Below are 23,049 nucleotides of genomic sequence, written 5' to 3' on the forward strand. Positions count from 1 at the left end.
GTTTCAGGACCCGTCGAGGAGCGTCTCGCAGCGCAGCCGGCGCTCCGCGCCCACCACCCGCACCGGACCGGTCAGTTCGAGCCGGGCCGTGTGCCGGATCTCCGCGCTGGAGGTGCCCAGCCGCAGCTCCAGCGCGCCCGGCTCCACCACCCGCGTCCCCGTGCCGTCCGTGAAGGCGGACAGGTCGGCGTGGAAGCGGAAGGTGAGCCGGCGGGACGCGCCGGGGGCGAGGTCCACCCGCCGGTATCCGATCAGCCGTACGTCGGGCCGGGTCACGCTCGCCACCGGGTCGTGCAGATACAGCTGGACGACCTCCGCCCCCTCACGTTCTCCGGTGTTGCGGACGGTCAGCGAGAGGTCGCAGGTGCCGTCCGTGGAAACACTTGTTTCCGTCGCCTGGACGTCCTCCCAGGCGAAGGTGGTGTACGACAGGCCGTGCCCGAAGGGGTACAGCGGGGTCGGGTCCAGGCTGCTGACGTCGTTCGGCAGGCCGAGCGGCGGCTGGAGGTAGGTCCACGGCTGGCCGCCGGGCACGCGCGGCACGCTCACCGGCAGGCGGCCGGAGGGGTTCACCCGGCCGGACAGCACCCCGGCCACCGCAGGGCCGCCCTCCTCCCCGGGGAAGAAGGCCTGGACCACCGCGCCGAGCCGCCCGTGCCAGCGGCCGAGGGCGTACGGCCGTCCGGTCAGCAGCACGAGGACGACCGGGACGCCGGTCTCGACCAGCGCGTCCAGCAACTCCCCCTGCACGCCCGGCAGGCTCAGGTCGGCGACGTCGCAGCCCTCGCCCGAGGTGCCCCGGCCGAACAGGCCCGCCCGGTCGCCGAGCACCGCCACGCACACGTCCGCCTCCGCCGCCCGGGCCACCGCCTCCGCGAACCCGGCGGTGTCCGGCTCCGCGACGCCGCAGCCCTCGGCGAACGTCACCTTGGCGTCCGGCAGTTCGCCGCGCAGCGCGTCCAGCAGGGTCGGGATCTCGATGCCCAGCGGGACCTCGGGGTGCTGCGGCAGGACATGGGAGGGGAAGGAGTAGCAGCCGAGCATGGCGAACGCGTCCGCCGCACGCGGCCCGACGACCGCGATCCGGGCGTCGGGGGCCAGCGGCAGCGCGCCGCCCGGGTTGTCCAGCAGGATCACCGACTCCTCGGCCAGCCGGCGGGCGAGGGTGCGGTTCGCCGCCGAGTCCAGGTCGACCGGGCCCTCCGGCTCCGGCCGCCAGTCCTCGTCCAGCAGGCCCAGTTCACACTTCTGCACCAGCACCCGGCGGGCCGCGCGGTCCACCAGCGACTCCGGGATCCGGCCCGCGCGGACGGCGGCCACCAGCGGGGTGCCGTAGCACTTCAGGGTGGGCAGCTCGACGTCGATGCCCGCCACCAGCGCCCGGTGGGCCGCCTCCTCCTCGTCCGCCGCCACCCGGTGCAGGGTCTGGAGGAAGGCGATGCCGAAGTAGTCGGCGACCACCGTGCCGGTGAAGCCCCACTCCTCGCGCAGCACATCGGTCAGCAGCCGCGGGTCGGCGGAGACCGGCACCCCGTCGGTCTCCGTGTAGGCCGCCATCACCGACCGGGCCCCGCCCTCGCGCAGGGCCATCTCGAAGGGCGGCAGGGTGAGGTCCGCGAACTCCCGGACGCCCGCCCGGACCGGCGCCAGGTTGCGGGCGCCCGCCGAGGACGCGTAGCCGGCGAAGTGCTTGAGCGTGGCCACCACGCCGGCCGACTCCAGGCCGCGCACATAGGCCGTGCCGACCGTGCCGACCAGGTACGGGTCCTCGCCGATCGTCTCCTCGACCCGTCCCCACCGCGGGTCGCGGACGACGTCCAGCACCGGTGCCAGACCTTGGTGGACCCCGGCCGAGCGCAGATCACGGCCGATGTGCCGGCCCATCTCCTCGACCAGCTCCGGGTCGAAGGAGGCGCCCCAGGCGAGCGGCACCGGGTACGCCGTCGCCTGCCAGGCGGTGAACCCGGCCAGGCACTCCTCGTGTGCGACGGCCGGGATGCCGAACCGGCCGGCCCCGGCGATCCGGCGCTGGGCGCGGGCCAGGGCCCGGGCGGCGACGTCCGGCTCGACCGGGGCCGTGCCGAAGGAGCGGGTCAGCTGGCCCAGGCCGAGGGTGATCAGCTCGTCCCAGTCGTAGGCGGCGCTCATCTCGCGTTGCAGGGGGGCGACTCCGTCGCCGTCCGTGGCGGCGCCCACCCACACGCCGTACAGCTGGGCGGCCTTCTCCTCCAGGGTCATCCGGGAGAGCAGGTCGTCCACGCGGGCGCCGGCGGGCAGGTCGGGGTCGCGCCAAGGGGCGGTGGTCATGGAACTCCCGTCTGACTCAGCTGGACTCTTGGCTGTGGCTGTTCGGTTCTCTGTACGGCGACTACGAATGTTTCGAAGTGTATAGCGAATGTTCCGGGAACCTATGGCTCGCGAAGGCCTTCGTCAAGGGGTGCTGCGGCGATACGATCGCGGGCATGAAGCCTTCGAAGCCCGCAGAAACGCAGACGGCGACCCTCGCCGAAATCGCCCGTGAGGCCGGGGTCTCCGCTCCGACTGTTTCGAAGGTGCTCAACGGCCGTGCCGACGTGGCCCCGGCGACCCGCACCCGGGTCGAGGAACTGCTGCGCGCCTACGGCTACCGGCGCCGACGCGCCGAGGCCTCCCGCTCCCCGCTGATCGACCTGGTCTTCCACGAGCTGGAGAGCGCCTGGGCGATGGAGGTCATCCGGGGCGTGGAGAACGTGGCCCGGGACGCCGGGCTGAGCGTGGTGCTGTCCGAGTCGGCCGGCCGGCTCACCCCGGGCCGCACCTGGGCCGACCAGGTCGCCGCCCGCCGGCCGCACGGGGTGGTGCTGGTGCTGTCCGGGCTCGACGAGTCCCAGCGGGCGCTGCTGACCAGCCGGTCCATCCCGTTCGTGGTGATGGACCCGGCCGGCGACCCGGGCCCGGACGTGCCGTCCGTCGGGGCCACCAACTGGCAGGGCGGGCTCGCCGCCACCCGGCACCTGGTCGACCTCGGGCACACCCGGATCGGCGCGCTCAGCGGCCCGTCCCGGATGATGTGCGCCCGGGCCCGGGTCGACGGCTACCGGGCGGCCCTGGAGACCGCCGGCCTGCCCGTCGACCCCTCGCTCGTGCTGACCGGCGACTTCCACCACGACGCCGGCTACCGGCTGGGCCTGGAGCTGCTGCGCCGCCCGGACCGGCCGACGGCCGTCTTCGCGGGCAACGACCTCCAGGCGCTCGGGCTGTACGAGGCCGCCCGCGAGCTGGGACTGCGCATCCCGGAGGACCTCAGCGTGGTCGGCTTCGACGATCTGCCGGTGGCCCGCTGGGTCGGCCCGCCGCTGACGACCGTACGGCAGCCGCTGACCGAGATGGCCGAGGCGGCCGCCCGGCTGGTGCTGGAGCTGGGGCGCGAGCAGCAGGAGCCGGCGGCGAGCCGGGTGGAGCTGGCGACGAGTCTGGTGGTGCGGTCGAGTACGGCGGCGCCGGTGGCCGAAAGTTGATGTTTTGACGGGTTGGATGGGTGCCCCGACATTCCTCCGAAGTCAATCGGTTGCTCAGTCGAAACTTTCGGAGTCACGTGTACCGTCAGGCGCCGTCGCCGGCAGCCGGAAAAAAACTTCGGCGGGGTGTCGATTCGGGGTGGGGCCCGTTCGACACACAGGTGAGCGGCGGGGGAGAGGCCCCGCCCACCACCGAAGGAGTGCACCATGCCCCGCTACCTGTCGATCGTGCGCGTCGACGAGTCCACCGCCCCGGCCGAGGGCCCCAGCCCCGAGCTGATGGAGCGCATGGGCGCGCTGATCGAGGAGATCACCAAGGCGGGCGTCATGCTCGACACCGCCGGACTCACCCCGCACAGCCAGGGCCGGCGAGTGCGCTGGGAGGGCGGCCAGGTCACCGTCACGGACGGGCCGTTCACCGAGTCGAAGGAGGTCGTCGGCGGATACGCCCTCATGCAGTGCAAGGACATGGACGAGGCCATCGAGTGGACCAAGCGGTTCCTCAAGGCCCACGAGGAGTACTGGACCGTGACCTGTGAGGTACGCGAGATCGCCGAGGGCTGAGGCGCCTGGCGCGGTGCGGTACGGGGGTGTTGCATGGTGGGCTGTGGAACCACAGCCCACCCCGGCACACCCCGAGCCCGTCGTGTACGACACCGCCCGGCGCGACACCGCCCAGGCCATCGAGACCGTCTTCCGTCTGGAGTCCCCGCGCGTGATCGCCGGCGTCGCCCGGATCGTCCGGGACGTCGGCCTCGCCGAGGAACTGGCGCAGGACGCGCTGGTCGCGGCCCTGGAGCAGTGGCCCCGGGACGGCGTGCCCGACAACCCGGGCGGCTGGCTCATGGCCACCGCCCGGCACCGCGCCGTCGACCTGATCCGGCGCCGCGAGACCTACGCCCGCAAGCTCGCCGAGATCGGCCGGGACCTGCGGACGGCCCCGCCGGCGTACGACGAGCCCGCCGACCCGGACGACATCGACGACGACCTGCTCCGGCTGGTCTTCACCACCTGCCACCCGGTGCTGTCCGCCGAGGCCCGCACCGCGCTCACACTGCGTCTGCTCGGCGGTCTGACCACCGCCGAGATCGCCCGCGCCTGCCTGGTCCCGGAGCCGACGGTCGCCCAGCGCATCGTCCGCGCCAAACGCACCCTGGCCCGGCGGAACGTCGCCTTCGAGGTGCCGTACGGCCCGGACCGCGCGGCCCGCCTCGGCTCCGTCCTGGACGTCATCTACCTGATCTTCAACGAGGGGTACGCGGCCACCGCGGGCGACGACTGGCTGCGCCCCGGGCTGTGCGAGGACGCCCTGCGGCTGGCCCGTGTGCTGTCCGCGCTGATGCCCAAGGAACCGGAGGTGCACGCGCTGACCGCGCTGCTGGAGTTCCAGGCCTCCCGCACGGCGGCCCGCACCGGCCCGGACGGCGAACCGGTGCTGCTCCAGGACCAGAACCGGCGCCGCTGGAACCGCCTGCTCATCGCCCGCGGCGTGCAGGCCCTCTCCCGCGCCGAGGCCCTGGCCCCCGGCGCCCCGGGCCCGTACGCCCTCCAGGCGGCCATCGCCGCCTGCCACGCGCACGCGTACACGTACGAGGAGACCGACTGGCCCACCATCGCCACCCTGTACGACCTGCTCGCGGCCCGCGCTCCGTCCCCCGTGGTGGAGCTGAACCGCGCGGTCGCCGTCGCGATGGCCGAAGGCCCCGCCGCGGGCCTGGCGCTGGTGGACGCCCTGGCCGGCGAACCGGCCCTGCGCGACTACCACCTGCTGCCCAGCGTCCGCGGCGACCTGCTGTCCCGGCTGGGCCGTACGACGGAGGCACGGGCCGAGTTCACGCGCGCGGCCGGCCTCACCCGCAACGCACGCGAACGCACCCTGCTGCTGCGCCGCGCCGCCGAGACGCCGGACTAGGGGGGTTCTTCGGATCAGGCGGGGCGGCCGACGAGCATGGTCGGGGCGCCGGCCACCCGGGTCAGGAAGACGGTCGCCGCGTTCGGGCCCTGCGGCTTGACCTTCCTGCGCAGCTCCTCCGGCTCGACGGCCGACCCGCGCTTCTTCACGGTCAGCGTGCCGACCTCCCGCTCCCGCAGCAGCGCCTTCAGCTTCTTCACGTTGAAGGGCAGCACGTCCGTGATCTCGTAGGCCGAGGCGTACGGCACGGGTCGCAGCTCGTCGGCGGTGACGTACGCGATGGTCGCGTCGATCAGTCCGCCGCCGACCTGCTCGGCCACCTCGGCGACCAGGTGCGCGCGGATCACGGCGCCGTCCGGCTCGTACAGATAGCGCCCCACCGGCCGTACCGCGGGATCGGGCAGCCCCCGGCCGAGCAGCGTGCGCGGGCCGGGCAGCAGCGTGGCCCGGACCGTGCCGGGCGCCCCGGTCCCGAACCACAGCACCGCCTCCTTCACATCGCCGCCGTCGGAGATCCACTCCGCCTCGGCCTCGGCGGGCACCGCCTCGTGCGGGATGCCGGGCGCGATCTTCAGCGCGGCGCGGGGCGCCGCCAGGGCCTTGCCGACGGCCCAGGACAGCGGCGGTGAGTACGCCTCCGGGTCGAAGATCCGCCCGCGGCCCCCGCGCCGGGCGGGGTCCACGAACACCGCGTCGTACCCGGCGGTGTCCACCTCCGTGACATCGGCCTCCCGCACCTCGATCAGCCCGGCGAGCCCGAGCGCCTCGGCGTTGGCGCGCGCCGTGGCCGCCGTCACCGGGTCCCGGTCCACGGCCAGCACCCGGATCCCGGCCCGGGCGAGCGCGATCGCGTCCCCGCCGATCCCGCAGCACAGGTCGGCCACCGAGGTGACGCCCAGCTCCTTCAGCCGGGCCGCCCGGTACGCCGCCACGCTCGCGCGCGTCGACTGCTCGACCCCGTTGGGCGTGAAGTACATCCGCTGGGCGTCCGCCGCGCCGAACTTCGCCGCCGCCCGCTGCCGCAGCCGGGCCTGGCCGAGCGCGGCCGACACCAGCTCGGCCGGGTGGTCGCGGCGCAGCCGGGTGGCGACGGCGAGTTCGTCCGCCGGGGCGGTGTCGCGGACCTCGGCGAGGAGGGCACGGCCTTCGGGGGTGAGGAGGAGAGCGAGGTCGTTCACCGGGTCATTGTGGGCCAGTCGGTGGATGGTGCGCGTGCGGTGGGTGGTGTCGGGCGGGGTGGCCGGGTGGGGCCTGGGAGGATCCGGCACCATGCGAGTAGTCGTACAAAACGATAAAAATCGGGCCGGACTGCGATGCGGTCCCCGGGCCCGCGTCCGCCGGACGGCCCTCGGCTGCGCCGCCGCCGCGCTGGCCTCGGCCGCGCTCCTCGCCGGCTGCGCCGGTCCCGACTCCGTCGCCCCCGCGGCCCCCGCCGCCCCCGGCCAGGGCGGCCCCGCCCACGTGCTGTCGCCGAAGGCCCGGCGGGCCGCCGAACACGCCCGGCTGGTCGCCGCCGCCCGGCGCTGGGGGCTGGACGAGGTCCCGCTCACTCCGCCCGCCCCGCCCAGGAAGAAGCCGGAGATCACCGCACGCCCCGGCTTCGAGGTCGACCACCAGGAGGACTGGGACCTGCCCCCGGTCTTCACCACGATCCCGACCCGCGACAAGGTCGTCTTCCTCACGATCGACGACGGCTCGGAGAAGGATCCCCGGTTCCTGAAGATGATGCGGGACCTGAAGATCCCGTACACCGCCTTCCTCAGCAACTACCTGGTGAAGGACGACTACGGCTACTTCCGGAAGATGCAGTCCTACGGCCACACCCTCAACAACCACACCCTGCACCACCCCTACCTGCCGGGTCTGTCCTACGAGGAGCAGAAGGACGAGATCTGCGGCATGCAGGACATCATGGAGCGGGAGTTCGGCAAGCGCCCGACCGTCTTCCGCCCGCCCTACGGCAACTACAACCAGGACACCCTGCGCGCCGCCAAGGCCTGCGGCATCAGATACGCGCCGATCTGGAACGAGGAGGTCTTCGTCGACCACTGGGAGTTCCGCGAGGACGACCAGCAGTTCCGCAAGGGCGACATCGTCCTGACCCACTTCCGCGGCCGCTCCGACTGGAACGGCACGATGGTCGACGACATGCGCCGCTTCCTGAACCGGATCACGCGCGAGGGCTACGCGGTGGCCCGCCTGGAGGACTACCTGTGAGGCCGCGGCGGGGCCCGGCCGCGGTCCTCGCCGCGGCCCTCCTCGCGGCCGCCCTCCTCGCCGGCTGCGCCCAGTCCGTCGACCCCATCGAACGCCTGGGCAGAAAAGCCGCCCAGGAGGTGCGCCCGCACGGCCCCGCCCCCGACCAGCCGTACCGCCACTGGGGGCTGAGCGAACCGCTCGCCCGGCCCCCCGCACCGCCCGCCGGCCGCCCGCTCGCGGCGCGCCCGGGCGGCCGCGCCACCCCGCCCGTCCTGGACCACGTCCCCACCCGGGACCGGGTCGTCTTCCTCACCTACGACGACGGCGCCGAGCGCGACCCCCGCTTCCTCGCCATAGTCCGCGAACTCCGGCTCCCGGTGAGCCTCTTCCTCACCGACAGCGTCGCCGGCCGCGGCTACCCGCACGTCGCCCGGCTGCACCGGCTCGGCGCCGGCATCGAGAACCACACCCTGGACCACCGCGCCCTGCGCGGAGTGCCGTACGCCGGCCAGCGCGCCGAGATCTGCGGCCAGCAGAGCCGCCTCGCCGCCCGCCTCGGCGTCCACCCCCGGCTGTTCCGCCCGCCCCACGGCACGTACGACACGGTCACCCTGCGCGCGGCGGCCGACTGCGGCATCTCGGCGATCGTGCTGTGGCGGGCCGTGATGACCCCGGCCGACCTCGTCTACACGCACGGCGAACACCGGCTCGAACCCGGCGACATCGTCCTCGTCGGCCCGGACGGGACGACGGGCCCGTCGCTGCGCCGGCGGACCGCGCGGCTGCTGCGCCGCATCCAGCGACGGGGACTGACGGTCGGACGGCTGGAGGACTACCTCTAGGGCCGGCCCACGGGGGGCGTGCCGCGGTGTGCTCGGCCGGACCTGTGGGCGACGCGCGGCCGGAATTGGCACTCGGCTTGACCGAGTGCTAATCGCGGTCATAGTCTCGCTCTGGCACTCCCCCCTGGAGAGTGCCAACAAACGCGACGGGCAGGTCCGGCACCCGCGACGACGGATCGACCTGGTCGCCACCTCAGACAGTTAACCCCGTGAGATCTCCGAAGGGGGAGGTCGGATCGTGACGACCGCCAGCTCCAAGGTTGCCATCAAGCCGCTCGAGGACCGCATCGTGGTCCAGCCGCTCGACGCCGAGCAGACCACGGCTTCCGGCCTGGTCATCCCGGACACCGCGAAGGAGAAGCCCCAGGAGGGCGCCGTCCTCGCCGTGGGCCCGGGCCGGTTCGAGAACGGCGAGCGTCTGCCGCTCGACGTCAAGGTCGGCGACGTCGTCCTCTACAGCAAGTACGGCGGCACCGAGGTGAAGTACAACGGCGAGGAGTACCTCGTCCTCTCGGCTCGCGACGTTCTCGCGATCATCGAGAAGTAAGACCACCTCAAGCATTCTGAGCTGCGCCCCTGGCCCCCGCGACCGATAACGAAGCCGGGCGCCCGGGGCGCAGTTCGGTTTTTCACCCACAGATTTCCGAGAGGGCTCCCGCTGTCATGGCGAAGATCCTGAAGTTCGACGAGGACGCCCGTCGCGCCCTCGAGCGCGGCGTCAACAAGCTGGCCGACACGGTGAAGGTGACGATCGGCCCCAAGGGCCGCAACGTCGTCATCGACAAGAAGTTCGGCGCCCCCACCATCACCAACGACGGCGTCACCATCGCCCGTGAGGTGGAGATCGAGGACCCGTACGAGAACCTCGGCGCGCAGCTGGTGAAGGAGGTGGCGACCAAGACCAACGACATCGCGGGTGACGGCACCACCACCGCCACCGTCCTCGCCCAGGCGCTGGTCCGCGAGGGTCTGAAGAACGTCGCCGCCGGTGCCTCCCCGGCCGCCCTGAAGAAGGGCATCGACGCCGCGGTCAAGGCCGTCTCCGACGACCTGCTGGCCACCGCCCGTCCGATCGACGAGAAGTCCGACATCGCCGCCGTCGCCGCGCTGTCCGCCCAGGACCAGCAGGTCGGCGAGCTGATCGCCGAGGCCATGGACAAGGTCGGCAAGGACGGTGTCATCACCGTCGAGGAGTCCAACACCTTCGGTCTGGAGCTGGACTTCACCGAGGGCATGGCCTTCGACAAGGGCTACCTGTCGCCGTACTTCGTCACGGACCAGGAGCGCATGGAGGCCGTCCTCGACGAGCCCTACATCCTGATCAACCAGGGCAAGATCTCCTCCATCCAGGACATGCTGCCGCTGCTGGAGAAGGTCATCCAGGCCGGCGCCTCCAAGCCGCTGCTGATCATCGCCGAGGACGTCGAGGGCGAGGCCCTGTCGACCCTGGTCGTCAACAAGATCCGCGGCACCTTCAACGCCGTCGCGGTGAAGGCCCCCGGCTTCGGCGACCGCCGCAAGGCGATGCTCCAGGACATGGCCGTCCTCACCGGCGCCACCGTCATCTCCGAGGAGGTCGGCCTCAAGCTCGACCAGGCCGGTCTCGACGTGCTCGGCACCGCCCGCCGCGTCACCGTCACCAAGGACGACACCACCATCGTCGACGGCGGCGGCAAGTCCGAGGACGTCACCGGCCGCGTCGCGCAGATCAAGGCCGAGATCGAGAACACCGACTCCGACTGGGACCGCGAGAAGCTCCAGGAGCGCCTCGCGAAGCTGGCCGGCGGCGTGTGCGTGATCAAGGTCGGCGCCGCCACCGAGGTGGAGCTGAAGGAGAAGAAGCACCGTCTGGAGGACGCCATCTCCGCGACCCGCGCCGCGGTCGAGGAGGGCATCGTCTCCGGTGGTGGCTCCGCCCTGGTGCACGCCTCCAAGGTCCTCGAGGGCAACCTCGGCAAGACCGGCGACGAGGCCACCGGTGTCGCGGTCGTCCGCAACGCCGTGGTCGAGCCGCTGCGCTGGATCGGCGAGAACGCCGGCCAGGAGGGCTACGTCATCGTCTCCAAGGTCAAGGACCTGGAGAAGGGGCAGGGCTACAACGCCGCCACCGGCGAGTACGGCGACCTGGTCAAGGCCGGCGTCATCGACCCGGTGAAGGTCACCCGCTCCGCCCTGGAGAACGCCGCCTCCATCGCCTCCCTGCTGCTCACGACCGAGACCCTGGTCGTCGAGAAGAAGGAAGAGGAAGAGCCGGCCGCCGCGGGCCACGGCCACGGCCACGCCCACTGAGCGAACCGGTCACCGCGCGCCCTGTGACGCGCAGACCCTGACGATGGCCCGGTGCCGCCCTTGCGGCGCCGGGCCATCGGCCGTTCACTGCTCCAGCTCGTCCAGCGCGCCGAGCTGCTGCATCAGCCCCAGCTGGTCGTGCTGCCACCACAGCTCGGCGATCTTTCCGCCGGCACCGAACCGGAACAGCGTCATCCCGGTCATGGTGACCTTCCGGCCGGTGGGCGGGATGCCCAGGAAGTCACCGGTGTGCGTGGCCCGCCAGGTCCACCGCGCACAGGCCCGGTCGCCCTCGGTGAACACGTCCTCGAGCGACCAGGTGAAGTCGAAGGCGCCCCGCCACATCCGGAACTCGCTGCGGACGTTGTCCAGCCCGATGGTGTCCTGCGGGTTCACCGGGTCATGGCTGTGGATGTCCTCCTCCAGCAGGTCGTTGAACGGAGCCAGCTCGCCGGCCTGCTCCAACGCGGCGAAGAACCTGCGGACGGCGTCCTCCGCCAGCCGCTCGTCCCGTACGACGTCCAGGTCGACGAAGGTCGGCATCTCGTCGCACAGCGCGACCATCCCCTCGAAGATCCGGTCGGTCTCCGGCAGGTTCGAGTTCCGCATCGCCTCCTCGTAGGAGGAGAACTCCACCACTTCCACGATGTGCGACGCGTCCGAGCGGTCCTTGCCGACCAGCGCGTGCCGCGCCGTCCGCTTCCCCTTGGTCTGCTCGACCCAGTCGTCCATGAGCCGGTTCATCTCGTCCAGCCGGCTCGTCCTGCACTCGATGAGCTGTACGAAGGTCATGACGCCGCCTCCCGGCCCCCCTGGCCCGGTTTCCGTCAGGCCCATCTTCCCACCGGGGCGACGGCGCCACCCGTTCACCGACGGGTGCGGCCCTCGGGCACTACTGCGGCCCGTACTTGCGCCCCGTCTTCGAGGTGACCCCGCCGAGCAGCCCCCGGGGCGCCACCTTCACCAGGCCCATCAGCGCCTTGTACCGGGGGTCCGGGATGGACAGCGTCCGGCCCCGCGCGAGATCGGCGAGCGCCGTGGCGACCAGCTTGTCGGCGTCCAGCCACAGCCAGCCCGGGATGTTGTCCGTGCCCATCCCGGCCCGCTGGTGGAACTCCGTGCGCACGAAGCCCGGGCACAGCGCCATCAGCCGCACCCCGCTGCCCGCCAGGTCCCGCGCCGCGCCCTGGGTGAACTGCACGACCCAGGACTTGGAGGCGCCATAGGTCCCCCGGGGCACGAAGGCCGCCACCGAGGCGACGTTGACGACCCCGCCCCGGCCGCGCTCCCGCATCCCCTCGACCGCCGCCGAGGTCAGCCGCAGCACCGCCTCGCAGTGCACCTTGAGCATCTTCAGCTCGTCGGCCATGGGCACCTCGAGATAGCGGCCCTTGTTGCCGAACCCCGCGTTGTTGACCAGCAGGTCGACGGGGTTCTTCCGGTCGCCGAGCCGGTCGGCCACCGCCTCGATGCCCTTGTCCTCGGACAGGTCGGCGGTCAGCACCTCCGCCTCGATGCCGTGCCGGTCGTGCAGTTCCGTCGCCTGCTCGCGCAGTCGGCGGGTGTCCCGGGCCACCAGGACCAGGTCATGTCCGTCCGCCGCCAGCCGCCGCGCGAACGCGGCACCGATCCCCGCGGTCGATCCCGTAATCAGAGCCGTTGTCATGGCCCAAGGGTAGTGACCCGCACCGACAGCGCCCGCTGCCGGTGACCGGCCCTCAGCCGGCCTGTTCCGCCACGTACTTGCGGGCCGCCGCCAGCGACTCCGAGTGCAGCGCCTCGCCCGCGGCGAGCAGCCGCGGCAGCAGTTCCCGCTCCGTGGTGGCCGCGCGGAACTGCATCTCCGCCGTCACCCCGTGGTCCGGCCGGTGGACGATCTCGATCGCGTCGCCCGCGCGGATCTCACCCGGCTCGATCACCCGCAGGTAGGCACCGGTCGCGGCCTTCCGGGTGAACCTCTTCACCCATCCCCGCTCGCCCAAATGGCCCTCGAAGGTGCGGCACGGGATCCGCCCGGCGGTCACCTCCAGGACCAGTTCCGCGCCGATCCGCCAGCGTTCGCCGACCAGCGCCCGGGAGACCTCCAGCCCGATCGTCGTGAGGTTCTCGCCGAAGCAACCGTTGGCCAACGGTCGGCCCAGCTCGCGCTCCCAGTCGTCGAGGTCCTCGCGCGCGTAGGCGTACACCGCCTGGTCGTCGCCGCCGTGGTGGCGCAGCTCGCACACCGCGTCCCCGGCCAGCCCGCTCGCGCCGGTCCCCTTGGGCCCCGGCGCCGTCACCCGCACCGGCCCGTCGACCGGCTTCTTGTCGATGCCCGTCACGCCGTCCCGCTGGCTCGTGTACGGCACCCGCTGCGGACGGCCCAGGTTGAGGGAGAGAAGCTTCATGCCGGTACGGTACGGGGCCTGCCTCAAAGCGTCGAGCGATTATTGGGCGCTTTCCCTAAGGCTGCCTTATGCTCAAGGGGTGATCGAGGCACGTCATCTCCGCGTCCTGCGCGCCGTAGCCGCCACCGGGTCCTTCTCGGCGGCGGGGCGCGAACTGGGCTGCACCCAGCCCGCCGTCAGCCAGCAGATGAAGGCCCTGGAGACCTCCGTGGGCACCCCGCTGCTGGTGCGCAGCGGCCGCGAGATGCGCCTCACCCAGGCCGGCGAGGCCCTCGTCCGGCACGCCTCCGGCATCCTCGCCGGACTCACCGCCGCCGAGGAGGAGGTCGCCGCCATCGCGGGCCTGAGGGCCGGCCGGGTCCGGCTGGTCTCCTTCCCCAGCGGCAGCTCCACCCTGGTCCCCACCGCCCTGGCCGCCCTGCGCGCCGCCCACCCCGGCACCCGTGTCTCGCTGGAGGAGGCCGAGCCCCCGAAGTCCGTCGCCCTGCTCCGGGACGGCGACTGCGACCTGACGCTCGCCTTCCGCTACGAGGGCGCGGCCGTCGCCGAGGACTGGGACGACCTCGTCGTCCGCCCCCTGTTGACGGACCGTCTGGTGGCCCTCGTACCGGAACGGCACCGCCTCGCGCGCGCGGAGACCGTGGCCATCGGCGAGCTGGCCGAGGAGCCCTGGATCGCGGGCTGCCCGCGCTGCCGGGGCCAGCTGGTGGAGGTGTGCGAGGGGGCCGGCTTCAGCCCGCGCATCGACTTCGCCACGGACGACTATCCGGCGGTGGCCGGCCTGGTCGGCGCGGGCCTCGGAGTCGCCGTACTGCCCCAGCTGGCGGTGGAGTCGGTACGGCCCAGGGGGGTGCGTGCGGTCCGGCTGGAACCGGCGGTACGGCGGGAGATCGTCGCCCTCACCCTGCCCGACCTGGCACAGGTGCCGGCCGTGGCGGCGACGCTGGAGCAGCTGGCCCGCGCGGCCCGGCGGCCGTAGGGGCCGGAGGAACCCGGAGCCGCGGGTGCGGCTTCTGCGCGGCCTGCTGTGTGCGTACTTCTTCGCAGAAACGTTCCTTCAGGCGTGCTTCAAGCTCTTCTCAGGCGGTCGAGGCGGTGCCGCCGGAGCCGGCCGAGGCCGGCACCAGGCGGTTGCGTGCCCGCCCCATCAACTCTTCGCGCTCGTCCTCGGTCAGGCCGCCCCACACTCCGTACGGCTCGCGCACCGCCAGCGCGTGCGCCGCGCACTCCGCACGGACCGGGCACCTCATGCAGACCTCCTTGGCCGAGTTCTCGCGAGCGCTCCGTGCCGCCCCGCGCTCGCCTTCCGGGTGAAAGAAGAGCGAGCTGTCCACCCCGCGGCAGGCAGCCAGCAGCTGCCAGTCCCACAGGTCCGCGTTCGGTCCGGGAAGGCGGGAGAAATCTGCCATTACGTGACCCCTTGTAGCCGTTCTGGGCGGATACGGTGCCAACGACCGTACATCTCCGGTCTAAGGAGATGAAAATATGACTCATTGCGAATCTAGCCTCGGACACCACGAAACGGGAAGAAAAGGGTCCGAATGGGGCATAGGTTGTGATGAAAAGTTGAGGGTCTCTTGCTCGTGACTGCACCGTGTCGGGCCCCTCACGTAGAGTGCCGAAGACGGCACGCGGGCCCGTAACTCTTTCGAGTGACCGTCGTTGAGAGTGCGGAGGCGGTTGAGAACACAAGCGCTCGGGCAGGCGTCCGAGGCGGTCGACCGCACAGGTGACGATTCCGTACCAGCCTGGAGGCTCAAGGTGACGCGCATCAGCTGCGGAGGGCGGTCATGACATCCGTCCTCGTCTGCGACGACTCCCCGCTTGCCCGAGAAGCGCTCCGCCGCGCGGTCGCGACCGTGCCCGGCGTCGAGCGCGTGACGACGGCGGCCAACGGCGAGGAAGTCCTCCGCCGCTGGGGCGCCGACCGCTCCGACCTCATCCTGATGGACGTGCGCATGCCCGGCCTCGGCGGTGTCGAAACCGTCCGCCGGCTGCTCTCCGCCGACCCCGGCGCGCGCATCATCATGCTCACGGTCGCCGAGGACCTGGACGGCGTGGCCCTCGCGGTCGCCGCCGGCGCCCGTGGCTACCTGCACAAGGACGCCTCGCGCGCCGAACTGCGGGCCACGGTGACCCAGGCGCTCGCCGACCCCACCTGGCGCCTCGCGCCGCGCCGTCTCCGCTCGGCCGAGATGGGCGCCGCGCCCACGCTCACCGCGCGCGAGATCCAGGTGCTGGAGGGCATGAGCCACGGCCGTTCCAACGCCGAGATCGGCCGTGAGCTGTTCCTCTCCGAGGACACCGTGAAGACGCACGCGCGGCGCCTGTTCAAGAAGCTCGGCGCCTCGGACCGGGCCCACGCGGTGGCGCTCGGCTTCCGCTGGGGTCTGGTCCGGTAGGACATGCACAGCCCTGCGGGGCGGACGGCGCGCCAGCGCACCGGCCGCCTCCCGGGACCTGGCACCCCCGACGGGCAACGGCATCGGCGGTGGCGGCCGGGCGACTCGGCGGCGCCCGCGCCACCCACGGCTACCCCCTCGGCACCCCCTCCTCGGCATCCGGCCCCGGCCGGCCCGAGCGGGTGTGCCGGTGGCACCGGCTGCGGTGGGGTGGTGGGTGCGGGCGGGGGCGCCTGTGGCCGGAGCGCCGGGAGCGGGCGTCGTACGGCGGTGATCGGCGGCGCGGCTGCGGTGCCGGCTGGGCGGGTCGTCGCCGTGGGTGGTCGGCTCGGGGTGTCTGGCGTGTCGGCCGTGTTCGTGGCCGGTCGCTTTGGCGCGTTTGGCGTGGCTGTGGTGTCGGTGGCTGGTCGGCTCGGAGTGTCTGGTGTGTCGGCCGTCTTCGTGGCCGGTCGCTTCGGGGCGTCTGAGGCGTCGGCCGTTTCTGCGGCTGGTCGCCTTGGGGTGTCTGGCGTGGCTGCGGTGTCGGTGACAGGTCGGCTCGGGGCGTTTGGCGTGGCTGTGGTGTCGGTGGCCGGTCGCCTTGGGGCGTCTGACGTGTCGGCCGTTTCTGCGGCTGGTCGCCTTGGGGTGTCTGGCCTGGTTGCGGTGTCGGTGACAGGTCGGCTCGGGGCGTTTGGCGTGGCTGCGGTGTCCGGGGCCGGTCGCTTCGGGGCGTCTGACGTGTCGGCCGTTTCTGCGACTGGTCGCCTTGGGGTGTCTGGCCTGGTTGCGGTGTCGGTGACAGGTCGGCTCGGGGCGTTTGGCGTGGCTGCGGTGTCCGGGGCCGGTCGCCTTGGGGCGCCTGCCGTGCTGGCTGTCTCCGGGGCCGGTCGCCTTGGGGCGCCTGCCGTGCTGACTGTCTCCGGGGCCGGTCGCCTTGGGGTGCCTGCCGTGCTGGCTGTCTCCGTGCCCGGTCGCCTTGGGGTGCCTGCCGTGCTGGCTGTCTCCGTGCCCGGTCGCCTCGGGGTGTCCGCCGCCTGTGGCTGCCGTTGCGATGACTGGGGCGCCCGGCCGGTGGCCGTGGGCGCGTTCGGCGTTGTGCCGGGCACGGTGGCGGGTGCTGTGCGGGCCGGTTGGGCCGTGACGGTGCCGGCTGCTGTGCCTGTCGGCGAGGCTGTGAGGGTTCCGGCTGCTCTGCCTGTCGGCCAGGCCGCGGCTCGTTCGGCTGCTGTGCCGGGTGCTGTCTCCGCCACGGGCGCTGCGTCGGCTGCCGAGTCACGCGCTGCGTGTAGTGCTGCCTCGGGGGCCGGTCCGGGCCGGAGCGTTCCGGGGGTGGCGAGAGACGCCCTCGGCCGCGTGGGCGCCACCGCGTCCGCCCCAGCGCCGACCCGCCCGGCGCCCCCCTCTCCGCCGGCCCCCGCGGTGGTGATTCCCTCCGCCCTCGACGGCCGCCCGTGCGACGGGATGTGCCAGGCGCTGCCGGGCTGGTCGGATGCGCCGGTTGGTGGGGGGTGCGGGGGTCTGGCGGACGCCCGCTGCTCGTTTCGGCGCGGATGCCGCATCCTTGAGGTGTGGAGTCTCTCGGGGACGAGTCGGTCGAGCGGAAGGGGAGGGCGCAGGGAATGAGTGCCGGCGCACCTGCTCATAACGCTTCGGTGCACAACCACGAGCACGATGCGACGGACCGGACGGCCGCAGGGCACCATGGACCGATGCGCGACGACGAGGCGGGCACAGCCCAGGGGGCGATCGGCTCCCTCGTGCATCGTGCCGTCGACGGTGACGAGCAGGCCACGCACGATCTGCTCGCCCATGTCCACCCCCTCGCGCTGCGCTACTGCCGCACCCGGCTGTCCCGGCTGCCCGGCGACGCCCGGCACTTCGTCGAGGACCTCGCCCAGGAGGTCTGCGTGGCGGTGCTGCTCGCGCTGCCCCGCTACCGCGACACCGGCCGCCCCTTCGAGGCGTTCGTGTTCGCCATCGCCTCCCACAAGGTCGCCGACCTCCAGCGCGCCGCGATGCGCCACCCCGGTTCGACGGCGGTGCCCTCCGACGAGATGCCGGAACGGCCCGACGACTCCCTCGGCCCGGAGGAGCGCGCCCTGCTCAGCAGCGACGCCGAGTGGGCCAAGAAGCTGCTGGCCAACCTGCCCGAGAACCAGCGGGAACTGCTGCTGCTGCGCATCGCCGTGGGCTTGACCGCGGAGGAGACCGGGCAGATGTTGGGAATGTCACCCGGAGCCGTCCGGGTCGCCCAGCACCGGGCGCTGAGCCGGCTGCGCGCGCTCGCCGAGCAGTAACCCCTTGGGCAAAGCCCCCGCCGCGGCCTTTCCTGACCAGGCGCAGGCTTGCTGTCGTACGAACATACGAAGCCTGAAGCGACCCAGTACCGTGGAATTTGCTAGCGATGCTTCCCGTTAGCATGGACATCCGCACCGATCAAGGCCATTTGGGGAAGGTGTCATGACTGCCAACGTCGACGGAGTGCCCGGTAAATTCGCGACACTCGGGCTGACCTACGACGACGTGTTGCTGCTGCCGGGCCCGTCGGACATGGCTCCCGACGAGATCGACACCGCCTCCTACGTCTCCAAGAACGTGCGGGTCAACATCCCGCTGCTGTCGGCCGCCATGGACAAGGTGACCGAGTCCCGCATGGCGATCGCGATGGCCCGCCAGGGCGGTGTCGGCGTGCTGCACCGCAACCTGTCCATCGAGGACCAGGCCAACCAGGTCGACCTGGTGAAGCGCTCCGAGTCCGGCATGGTCACCGACCCCATCACCATCCACCCCGAGGCCACGCTCGCCGAGGCGGACGCGCTGTGCGGCAGGTTCCGCATCAGCGGCGTCCCGGTGACGGACAACGACAAGAAGCTCCTCGGCATCGTCACCAACCGTGACATGGCCTTCGAGAGCGACCGCAGCCGCCGCGTGCACGAGGTCATGACCCCGATGCCGCTGGTCACCGGCAAGGTCGGCATCTCCGGCCCGGAGGCCATGGAGCTGCTGCGCAAGCACAAGATCGAGAAGCTGCCGCTGGTGGACGACTCGGGCGTCCTCAAGGGCCTGATCACGGTCAAGGACTTCGTCAAGGCGGAGAAGTACCCGAACGCGGCCAAGGACGCCGAGGGCCGGCTGCTGGTCGGCGCGGCGGTCGGTGTGGCCGGTGACTCCTTCGAGCGCGCCCAGGCGCTGATCGAGGCCGGTGTCGACTTCATCGTCGTGGACACCGCGCACGGCCACTCCCGGCTGGTCGGCGACATGATCGCCAAGATCAAGTCGAACTCCTCCGGCGTGGACGTCATCGGCGGCAACATCGCCACGCGCGACGGCGCCCAGGCGCTGGTGGACGCGGGCGCCGACGGCATCAAGGTCGGTGTCGGCCCGGGCTCCATCTGCACCACCCGCGTGGTCGCCGGTGTCGGCGTCCCGCAGGTCACCGCGATCTACGAGGCCGCGCTCGCCGCCCGGGCCGCCGGTGTCCCGGTGATCGGCGACGGTGGCCTCCAGTACTCCGGCGACATCGCGAAGGCCCTGGTCGCGGGCGCCGACACGGTGATGCTGGGCTCGCTGCTCGCGGGCTGCGAGGAGTCCCCGGGCGAGCTGCTGTTCATCAACGGCAAGCAGTTCAAGTCGTACCGCGGTATGGGTTCGCTCGGCGCGATGCAGTCCCGCGGCGACCGCAAGTCCTTCTCCAAGGACCGCTACTTCCAGGAGGGCGTCGCCTCCGACGAGCAGCTGATCCCCGAGGGTATCGAGGGCCAGGTGCCCTACCGCGGCCCGCTGTCCTCCGTGGTCCACCAGCTGGTCGGCGGTCTGCGCCAGTCGATGTTCTACGTCGGCGGCAAGACCGTGCCCGAGCTCCAGACCAACGGGCGTTTCGTGCGGATCACCTCGGCGGGTCTGAAGGAGAGCCACCCGCACGACATCCAGATGACGGTCGAGGCGCCGAACTACAGCAGGAAGTAGCTCTCAGGTAGCACGCACGCACCTCCACGCGTGCGCGTGAGCGCGGCCCAGGGCGGCTCCGGAGCAACCGGGGCCGCCCTTGTGGTCCCCGCGGAGGGCCGGTGTCGTAGCCGTCGGCGATACTGGAAGGCGCTGAAACGCATCAGGGAAAGGCCACAGACGTGACTGAGATCGAGATCGGGCGCGGCAAGCGCGGCCGCCGGGCGTACGCCTTCGACGACATCGCCGTCGTCCCCAGCCGCCGTACGCGGGACCCGAAGGAGGTCTCGATCGCCTGGCAGATCGATGCCTACCGCTTCGAGCTGCCCTTCCTGGCCGCCCCCATGGACTCCGTCGTATCGCCGGCCACCGCGATCCGCATCGGTGAGCTGGGCGGTCTGGGGGTGCTCAACCTCGAGGGCCTGTGGACGCGGTACGAGGACCCGCAGCCGCTGCTCGACGAGATCGCCGAGCTGCCGGCCGAGCGGGCCACCCGCCGGCTCCAGGAGATCTACGCGGCGCCCATCAAGGAAGAGCTGATCGGTGCCCGCCTCAAGGAGGTGCGCGACTCCGGCGTGGTCACGGCGGCCGCGCTCTCCCCGCAGCGCACCGCCCAGTTCTCCAAGGCGGTCGTGGACGCGGGCGTGGACATCTTCGTCATCCGCGGTACGACGGTCTCGGCGGAGCACGTGTCGTCCGCGGCCGAGCCGCTGAACCTGAAGCAGTTCATCTACGAGCTGGACGTCCCGGTGATCGTCGGTGGCTGCGCCACCTACACCGCGGCTCTGCACCTGATGCGCACCGGTGCGGCCGGCGTGCTGGTCGGCTTCGGCGGCGGCGCCGCGCACACCACGCGGAACGTGCTGGGCATCCAGGTCCCGATGGCCACCGCGGTGGCCGATGTGGCGGCGGCCCGCCGTGACTACATGGACGAGTCCGGTGGCCGCTATGTGCACGTGATCGCGGACGGCGGTGTCGGCTGGTCCGGCGACCTGCCGAAGGCGATCGCCTGCGGCGCCGACGCGGTGATGATGGGTTCCCCGCTGGCCCGCGCCACGGACGCGCCCGGCAAGGGCCACCACTGGGGCATGGAGGCGGTCAACGAGGAGCTGCCGCGCGGCAAGAAGGTCGACCTCGGCACGGTCGGCACCATCGAGGAGGTGCTCACCGGCCCGTCGCACACCCCGGACGGCTCGATGAACCTCTTCGGTGCCCTGCGCCGCGCCATGGCCACCACCGGCTACAGCGAGCTGAAGGAGTTCCAGCGGGTCGAGGTGACGGTGGCGGACAGCCAGCACCGCCGCTGACCGCTGTGCGATGACGCGAGGGCCCGGCCACCGATGCGGTGGCCGGGCCCTTTCGTGTGGGGGTGCTCCCGTAGGGGCGCTGGGTTACTGGGCGGCCTTCTTGGTGCCGGAGAACGCGGCGGCCGCGGCGATCGCGAAGAACACGAAGGTCAGCGGGTCCGCGTCCTGCTTCCAGGCCTCCTGGACGACGTCGAAGTGCTGGAAGAACACCTCGGTGAAGCTCACGTCGAGCGCGTTGGCGCCGATCACGGCCTCGCCGACCAGCTGGCCCATGTAGACCGAGCCGAGCGCGAGCAGGGCGCTCACGACCGCCAGCGCGGGGTTGCGGCCGCCGACCTTGCCGGCCGCGAGACCGATGACGAAGCCGACGCCGACGGCCGCCCAGCCGATCTCGTGCTTGGTGAGGCCGATGACGATGCCGTAGACCGCGGCGGCGATCACGGCGGCCGCGACGGCGGCGAGCAGGCCGCCGACGAGGTTGTCGCGGCCCGGCGCGGGCGGCGCCGGCGGACCGGCGAAGCCGCCCGGCTGCGGCGGATACGGCTGACCGGCCGGCGGGTACGGCTGGCCGGCCGGCGGCTGCTGCGCGTACGGGTTGCCGTCCGCGGGACCGGGCTGGTGCGGCGGTGGAACTGACTGGCTCATGACAGGAACCCCCCGATGGTGGAGCATGGCTGCTGAAGGACAGACGGAGAACGTTTGCTCGCACACACACGCGCGTGTGCGGCGAGTCCGGGGGAGACTAACAGCCGGGGGCGACAAAGCCCCCGGCCGTTTTCCGTTCGTGACGGCTGTTCTCCGTTCGTGACCCGCACTCAGAGCCGGTGCGCCGCCCCGGTGGGCGTGGCCCCGCGGGTGTCCAGCAGCAACTGGGCCTTCACCGACAGCCCCTGGAGGTCGTATGTGCGGTGCTGCTGGAGCAGGATCGTCAGGTCGGCGTCCGCGGCGGCCTCGTAGAGGGAGTCCGCGCGCGGCACCGGGCGGTCCAGGACGCTCCACGCGGGCACGTACGGGTCGTGATAGCTGACGGACGCGCCGAGTTCCATCAGCCGTACGGCGATCTCGTGGGCCGGTGTGCCCTGTTGGTCGGCGAGGTCGGCCTTGTAGGTCACGCCGAGCAGCAGCACGCGCGCACCACGGGCGGACTTGCCGTGCTCGTTCAGGAGCGCGGCGGCGCGCTGTACGACGTACCGCGGCATCCGGTGGTTGACCTGCTGGGCCAGTTCCACCATGCGCAGCGCGCGGGGGGTCTGCCCGGTGAGGTCCTGCGGGACGCCGTGGCCGCCGACGCCGGGGCCGGGCCGGAACGCCTGGAAGCCGAACGGCCTGGTCTCCGCGCACCGGATGACGTCCCACAGGTCCACGCCCAGCTCGTGGCAGAGGACGGCCATCTCGTTGACGAGGGCGATGTTGACGTGCCGGAAGTTGGTCTCCAGCAGCTGCACGGTCTCCGCCTCGCGCAGGCCGCGCGCGCGTACCACCTTGTCGGTGAGCCGGCCGTAGAAGGCGGCGGCCGACTCGGTGCACGCGGGCGTGAGGCCGCCGATGACCTTCGGGGTGTTGGCGGGGGTGTGCTCGCGGTTGCCGGGGTCGACCCGGCTGGGCGAGTAGGCGAGGTGGAAGTCGCGGCCGGCCCTCAGCCCCGAACCCTGCTCCAGCAGCGGCCGCAGGAACTCCTCGGTGGTGCCGGGCGGCACCGGCGACTCCAGGATGACCGTGGTGTGCGGGCGGAGCCGTTCGGCGAGGGCTCGGGCGGCGGCCTCCACCTGGCCGAGGTCGAGGCCGCCGTCGGCGCCGCGCGGGGTCGGCGCGCAGATCACCGCCGTACGCACCCGGCCGAGCTGGGCCGGGTCGGTGGCGGGCCGGAAGCCGGAGGCGTGCATCCGGCGCAGCTCGGCCGGGCTGAGCGAGCCCGCCTCCGGACCGGTGGCATAGCCGATGGTGGGGATGCCTGCGGCGACGGCGGCCTGGGCGAGCGGCAAACCGTAGGGACCGAGTCCGATGACGGCGAGGTCTGCGGGCATGGCGTGAGCCGTCCTTCCCAGTAGCCGAAGCGGGACAGGTGCGCAACCGCTGTGGACAAGATGAGCGAGCGCACTGTCACACTAGGAGTAAATATGACCGTTATGTGGGATTGTGTTCGTGTGTCTTTCCAGGGGGCTGCACGAGTTGTCCACAGCGCCCCGGCCTCTGGTGGCTGAAGCCGGGCAAGCCGGTCAGAATTTGGGCATGAGGAGGGGATGAACCGGGCTTCGCCCACCCGGGTGCGGCCGACGCGAGCGGGTCA

20 protein-coding genes are annotated in these 23,049 nt (G+C 72.3%); 12 read left to right on the forward strand and 8 right to left on the reverse strand.

Annotated elements, in window-relative coordinates:
* Positions 1-3: 3 nt before the first annotated feature.
* A complete protein-coding gene (locus ACFVIU_RS17605; RefSeq protein WP_385843379.1) occupies positions 4-2,307 on the reverse strand; it encodes a glycoside hydrolase family 3 N-terminal domain-containing protein in 2,304 nt (767 codons plus the stop codon).
* A gap of 155 nt (positions 2,308-2,462) precedes the next feature.
* Between ACFVIU_RS17605 and ACFVIU_RS17610 the strand changes: the two genes are divergently transcribed.
* The 3 genes from ACFVIU_RS17610 (at position 2,463) to ACFVIU_RS17620 (ending at position 5,409) form a co-directional block, all read left to right on the forward strand.
* A complete protein-coding gene (locus ACFVIU_RS17610) occupies positions 2,463-3,497 on the forward strand; it encodes a LacI family DNA-binding transcriptional regulator (protein WP_385843380.1) in 1,035 nt (344 codons plus the stop codon).
* A 207-nt stretch (positions 3,498-3,704) separates the two neighbouring features.
* Entirely contained in the window at positions 3,705-4,061 is a 357-nt protein-coding gene (locus tag ACFVIU_RS17615) for a YciI family protein (RefSeq protein ID WP_385843382.1), read from the forward strand.
* An 82-nt stretch (positions 4,062-4,143) separates the two neighbouring features.
* Positions 4,144-5,409, forward strand: coding sequence for an RNA polymerase sigma factor (locus tag ACFVIU_RS17620; protein ID WP_385843566.1), 1,266 nt, complete (start codon positions 4,144-4,146; stop codon positions 5,407-5,409).
* Between the two features lie 14 nt (positions 5,410-5,423).
* Here the strand turns inward: ACFVIU_RS17620 and ACFVIU_RS17625 are convergent, their stop codons facing one another.
* A complete protein-coding gene (locus ACFVIU_RS17625; protein WP_385843383.1) occupies positions 5,424-6,587 on the reverse strand; it encodes a methyltransferase domain-containing protein in 1,164 nt (387 codons plus the stop codon).
* A gap of 91 nt (positions 6,588-6,678) precedes the next feature.
* On the opposite strand from ACFVIU_RS17625, the gene ACFVIU_RS17630 reads away from it, so the two are divergent.
* The 4 genes from ACFVIU_RS17630 (at position 6,679) to groL (ending at position 10,739) form a co-directional block, all read left to right on the forward strand.
* Positions 6,679-7,626 (forward strand): polysaccharide deacetylase family protein, encoded by a 948-nt coding sequence (locus ACFVIU_RS17630; RefSeq protein ID WP_385843385.1) that lies wholly within the window; start codon positions 6,679-6,681, stop codon positions 7,624-7,626.
* On the forward strand, positions 7,623-8,450 hold the full coding sequence (locus ACFVIU_RS17635) for a polysaccharide deacetylase family protein (protein ID WP_385843386.1): 828 nt from the start codon (positions 7,623-7,625) through the stop codon (positions 8,448-8,450). The genes ACFVIU_RS17630 and ACFVIU_RS17635 overlap by 4 nt, the downstream gene beginning before the upstream one ends.
* Before the next feature lie 238 nt (positions 8,451-8,688).
* Positions 8,689-8,997 (forward strand): co-chaperone GroES, encoded by a 309-nt coding sequence (gene groES / locus ACFVIU_RS17640; RefSeq protein WP_039652762.1) that lies wholly within the window; start codon positions 8,689-8,691, stop codon positions 8,995-8,997.
* A gap of 116 nt (positions 8,998-9,113) precedes the next feature.
* A complete protein-coding gene (groL, locus tag ACFVIU_RS17645; protein ID WP_385843387.1) occupies positions 9,114-10,739 on the forward strand; it encodes a chaperonin GroEL in 1,626 nt (541 codons plus the stop codon).
* Positions 10,740-10,823: 84 nt separating this feature from the next.
* On the opposite strand, the gene ACFVIU_RS17650 is transcribed toward groL, so the two are convergent.
* The 3 genes from ACFVIU_RS17650 to ACFVIU_RS17660 all read right to left on the reverse strand — a co-directional run bounded on the left by ACFVIU_RS17650 (position 10,824) and on the right by ACFVIU_RS17660 (position 13,126).
* A complete protein-coding gene (locus tag ACFVIU_RS17650) occupies positions 10,824-11,531 on the reverse strand; it encodes an ester cyclase (protein ID WP_385843388.1) in 708 nt (235 codons plus the stop codon).
* Between the two features lie 100 nt (positions 11,532-11,631).
* A complete protein-coding gene (locus ACFVIU_RS17655; protein WP_385843389.1) occupies positions 11,632-12,405 on the reverse strand; it encodes an SDR family NAD(P)-dependent oxidoreductase in 774 nt (257 codons plus the stop codon).
* Positions 12,406-12,457: 52 nt separating this feature from the next.
* A complete protein-coding gene (locus ACFVIU_RS17660) occupies positions 12,458-13,126 on the reverse strand; it encodes an MOSC domain-containing protein (protein WP_385843391.1) in 669 nt (222 codons plus the stop codon).
* 79 nt (positions 13,127-13,205) lie between these two features.
* On the opposite strand from ACFVIU_RS17660, the gene ACFVIU_RS17665 reads away from it, so the two are divergent.
* Complete coding sequence (locus ACFVIU_RS17665) at positions 13,206-14,105, forward strand: LysR family transcriptional regulator (protein ID WP_385843392.1); 900 nt, start codon at positions 13,206-13,208, stop codon at positions 14,103-14,105.
* 100 nt (positions 14,106-14,205) lie between these two features.
* On the opposite strand, the gene ACFVIU_RS17670 is transcribed toward ACFVIU_RS17665, so the two are convergent.
* Positions 14,206-14,535 carry a WhiB family transcriptional regulator gene (locus ACFVIU_RS17670; RefSeq protein ID WP_385843393.1) on the reverse strand — a complete coding sequence of 110 codons (330 nt, stop codon included), beginning with the start codon at positions 14,533-14,535 and terminating at the stop codon, positions 14,206-14,208.
* 381 nt (positions 14,536-14,916) lie between these two features.
* Here ACFVIU_RS17670 and ACFVIU_RS17675 point away from each other — a divergent pair, with 381 nt between their 5' ends.
* The 4 genes from ACFVIU_RS17675 to ACFVIU_RS17690 all read left to right on the forward strand — a co-directional run bounded on the left by ACFVIU_RS17675 (position 14,917) and on the right by ACFVIU_RS17690 (position 20,762).
* Positions 14,917-15,528 (forward strand): response regulator transcription factor, encoded by a 612-nt coding sequence (locus ACFVIU_RS17675; protein ID WP_003948568.1) that lies wholly within the window; start codon positions 14,917-14,919, stop codon positions 15,526-15,528.
* 1,691 nt (positions 15,529-17,219) lie between these two features.
* Positions 17,220-17,807, forward strand: a complete 588-nt coding sequence (locus tag ACFVIU_RS17680; RefSeq protein ID WP_385843395.1) for a sigma-70 family RNA polymerase sigma factor — start codon at positions 17,220-17,222, stop codon at positions 17,805-17,807.
* A 163-nt stretch (positions 17,808-17,970) separates the two neighbouring features.
* Positions 17,971-19,476, forward strand: coding sequence for an IMP dehydrogenase (guaB, locus tag ACFVIU_RS17685; RefSeq protein WP_385843396.1), 1,506 nt, complete (start codon positions 17,971-17,973; stop codon positions 19,474-19,476).
* A gap of 161 nt (positions 19,477-19,637) precedes the next feature.
* The gene (locus ACFVIU_RS17690; protein ID WP_385843398.1) at positions 19,638-20,762 is read left to right on the forward strand and encodes a GuaB3 family IMP dehydrogenase-related protein; all 1,125 of its coding nucleotides are present in this window, start codon (positions 19,638-19,640) and stop codon (positions 20,760-20,762) included.
* A gap of 84 nt (positions 20,763-20,846) precedes the next feature.
* Here ACFVIU_RS17690 and ACFVIU_RS17695 read toward each other — a convergent pair whose 3' ends face one another.
* Both ACFVIU_RS17695 and ACFVIU_RS17700 read right to left on the reverse strand, forming a co-directional pair.
* Positions 20,847-21,407 carry a hypothetical protein gene (locus ACFVIU_RS17695; RefSeq protein ID WP_385843399.1) on the reverse strand — a complete coding sequence of 187 codons (561 nt, stop codon included), beginning with the start codon at positions 21,405-21,407 and terminating at the stop codon, positions 20,847-20,849.
* 170 nt (positions 21,408-21,577) lie between these two features.
* On the reverse strand, positions 21,578-22,786 hold the full coding sequence (locus ACFVIU_RS17700) for a nucleotide sugar dehydrogenase (RefSeq protein ID WP_385843401.1): 1,209 nt from the start codon (positions 22,784-22,786) through the stop codon (positions 21,578-21,580).
* Positions 22,787-23,049 lie beyond the last annotated feature (263 nt).

Source organism: Streptomyces sp. NPDC127190 (assembly GCF_042672505.1).
Classification (GTDB): domain Bacteria; phylum Actinomycetota; class Actinomycetes; order Streptomycetales; family Streptomycetaceae; genus Streptomyces.

Excerpts from the sequence above, each read along its gene's own strand:
- ACFVIU_RS17605 (WP_385843379.1), bottom strand. The coding sequence starts at position 2,307 with ATGACCACCGCCCCTTGGCGCGACCCCGACCTGCCCGCCGGCGCCCGC.
- ACFVIU_RS17610 (WP_385843380.1), top strand. The coding sequence starts at position 2,463 with ATGAAGCCTTCGAAGCCCGCAGAAACGCAGACGGCGACCCTCGCCGAA.
- ACFVIU_RS17615 (WP_385843382.1), top strand. The coding sequence starts at position 3,705 with ATGCCCCGCTACCTGTCGATCGTGCGCGTCGACGAGTCCACCGCCCCG.
- ACFVIU_RS17630 (WP_385843385.1), top strand. The coding sequence starts at position 6,679 with ATGCGAGTAGTCGTACAAAACGATAAAAATCGGGCCGGACTGCGATGC.
- groL (WP_385843387.1), top strand. The coding sequence starts at position 9,114 with ATGGCGAAGATCCTGAAGTTCGACGAGGACGCCCGTCGCGCCCTCGAG.
- ACFVIU_RS17650 (WP_385843388.1), bottom strand. The coding sequence starts at position 11,531 with ATGACCTTCGTACAGCTCATCGAGTGCAGGACGAGCCGGCTGGACGAG.
- ACFVIU_RS17655 (WP_385843389.1), bottom strand. The coding sequence starts at position 12,405 with ATGACAACGGCTCTGATTACGGGATCGACCGCGGGGATCGGTGCCGCG.
- ACFVIU_RS17660 (WP_385843391.1), bottom strand. The coding sequence starts at position 13,126 with ATGAAGCTTCTCTCCCTCAACCTGGGCCGTCCGCAGCGGGTGCCGTAC.
- ACFVIU_RS17670 (WP_385843393.1), bottom strand. The coding sequence starts at position 14,535 with ATGGCAGATTTCTCCCGCCTTCCCGGACCGAACGCGGACCTGTGGGAC.
- ACFVIU_RS17675 (WP_003948568.1), top strand. The coding sequence starts at position 14,917 with ATGACATCCGTCCTCGTCTGCGACGACTCCCCGCTTGCCCGAGAAGCG.
- ACFVIU_RS17680 (WP_385843395.1), top strand. The coding sequence starts at position 17,220 with ATGCGCGACGACGAGGCGGGCACAGCCCAGGGGGCGATCGGCTCCCTC.
- guaB (WP_385843396.1), top strand. The coding sequence starts at position 17,971 with ATGACTGCCAACGTCGACGGAGTGCCCGGTAAATTCGCGACACTCGGG.
- ACFVIU_RS17695 (WP_385843399.1), bottom strand. The coding sequence starts at position 21,407 with ATGAGCCAGTCAGTTCCACCGCCGCACCAGCCCGGTCCCGCGGACGGC.
- ACFVIU_RS17700 (WP_385843401.1), bottom strand. The coding sequence starts at position 22,786 with ATGCCCGCAGACCTCGCCGTCATCGGACTCGGTCCCTACGGTTTGCCG.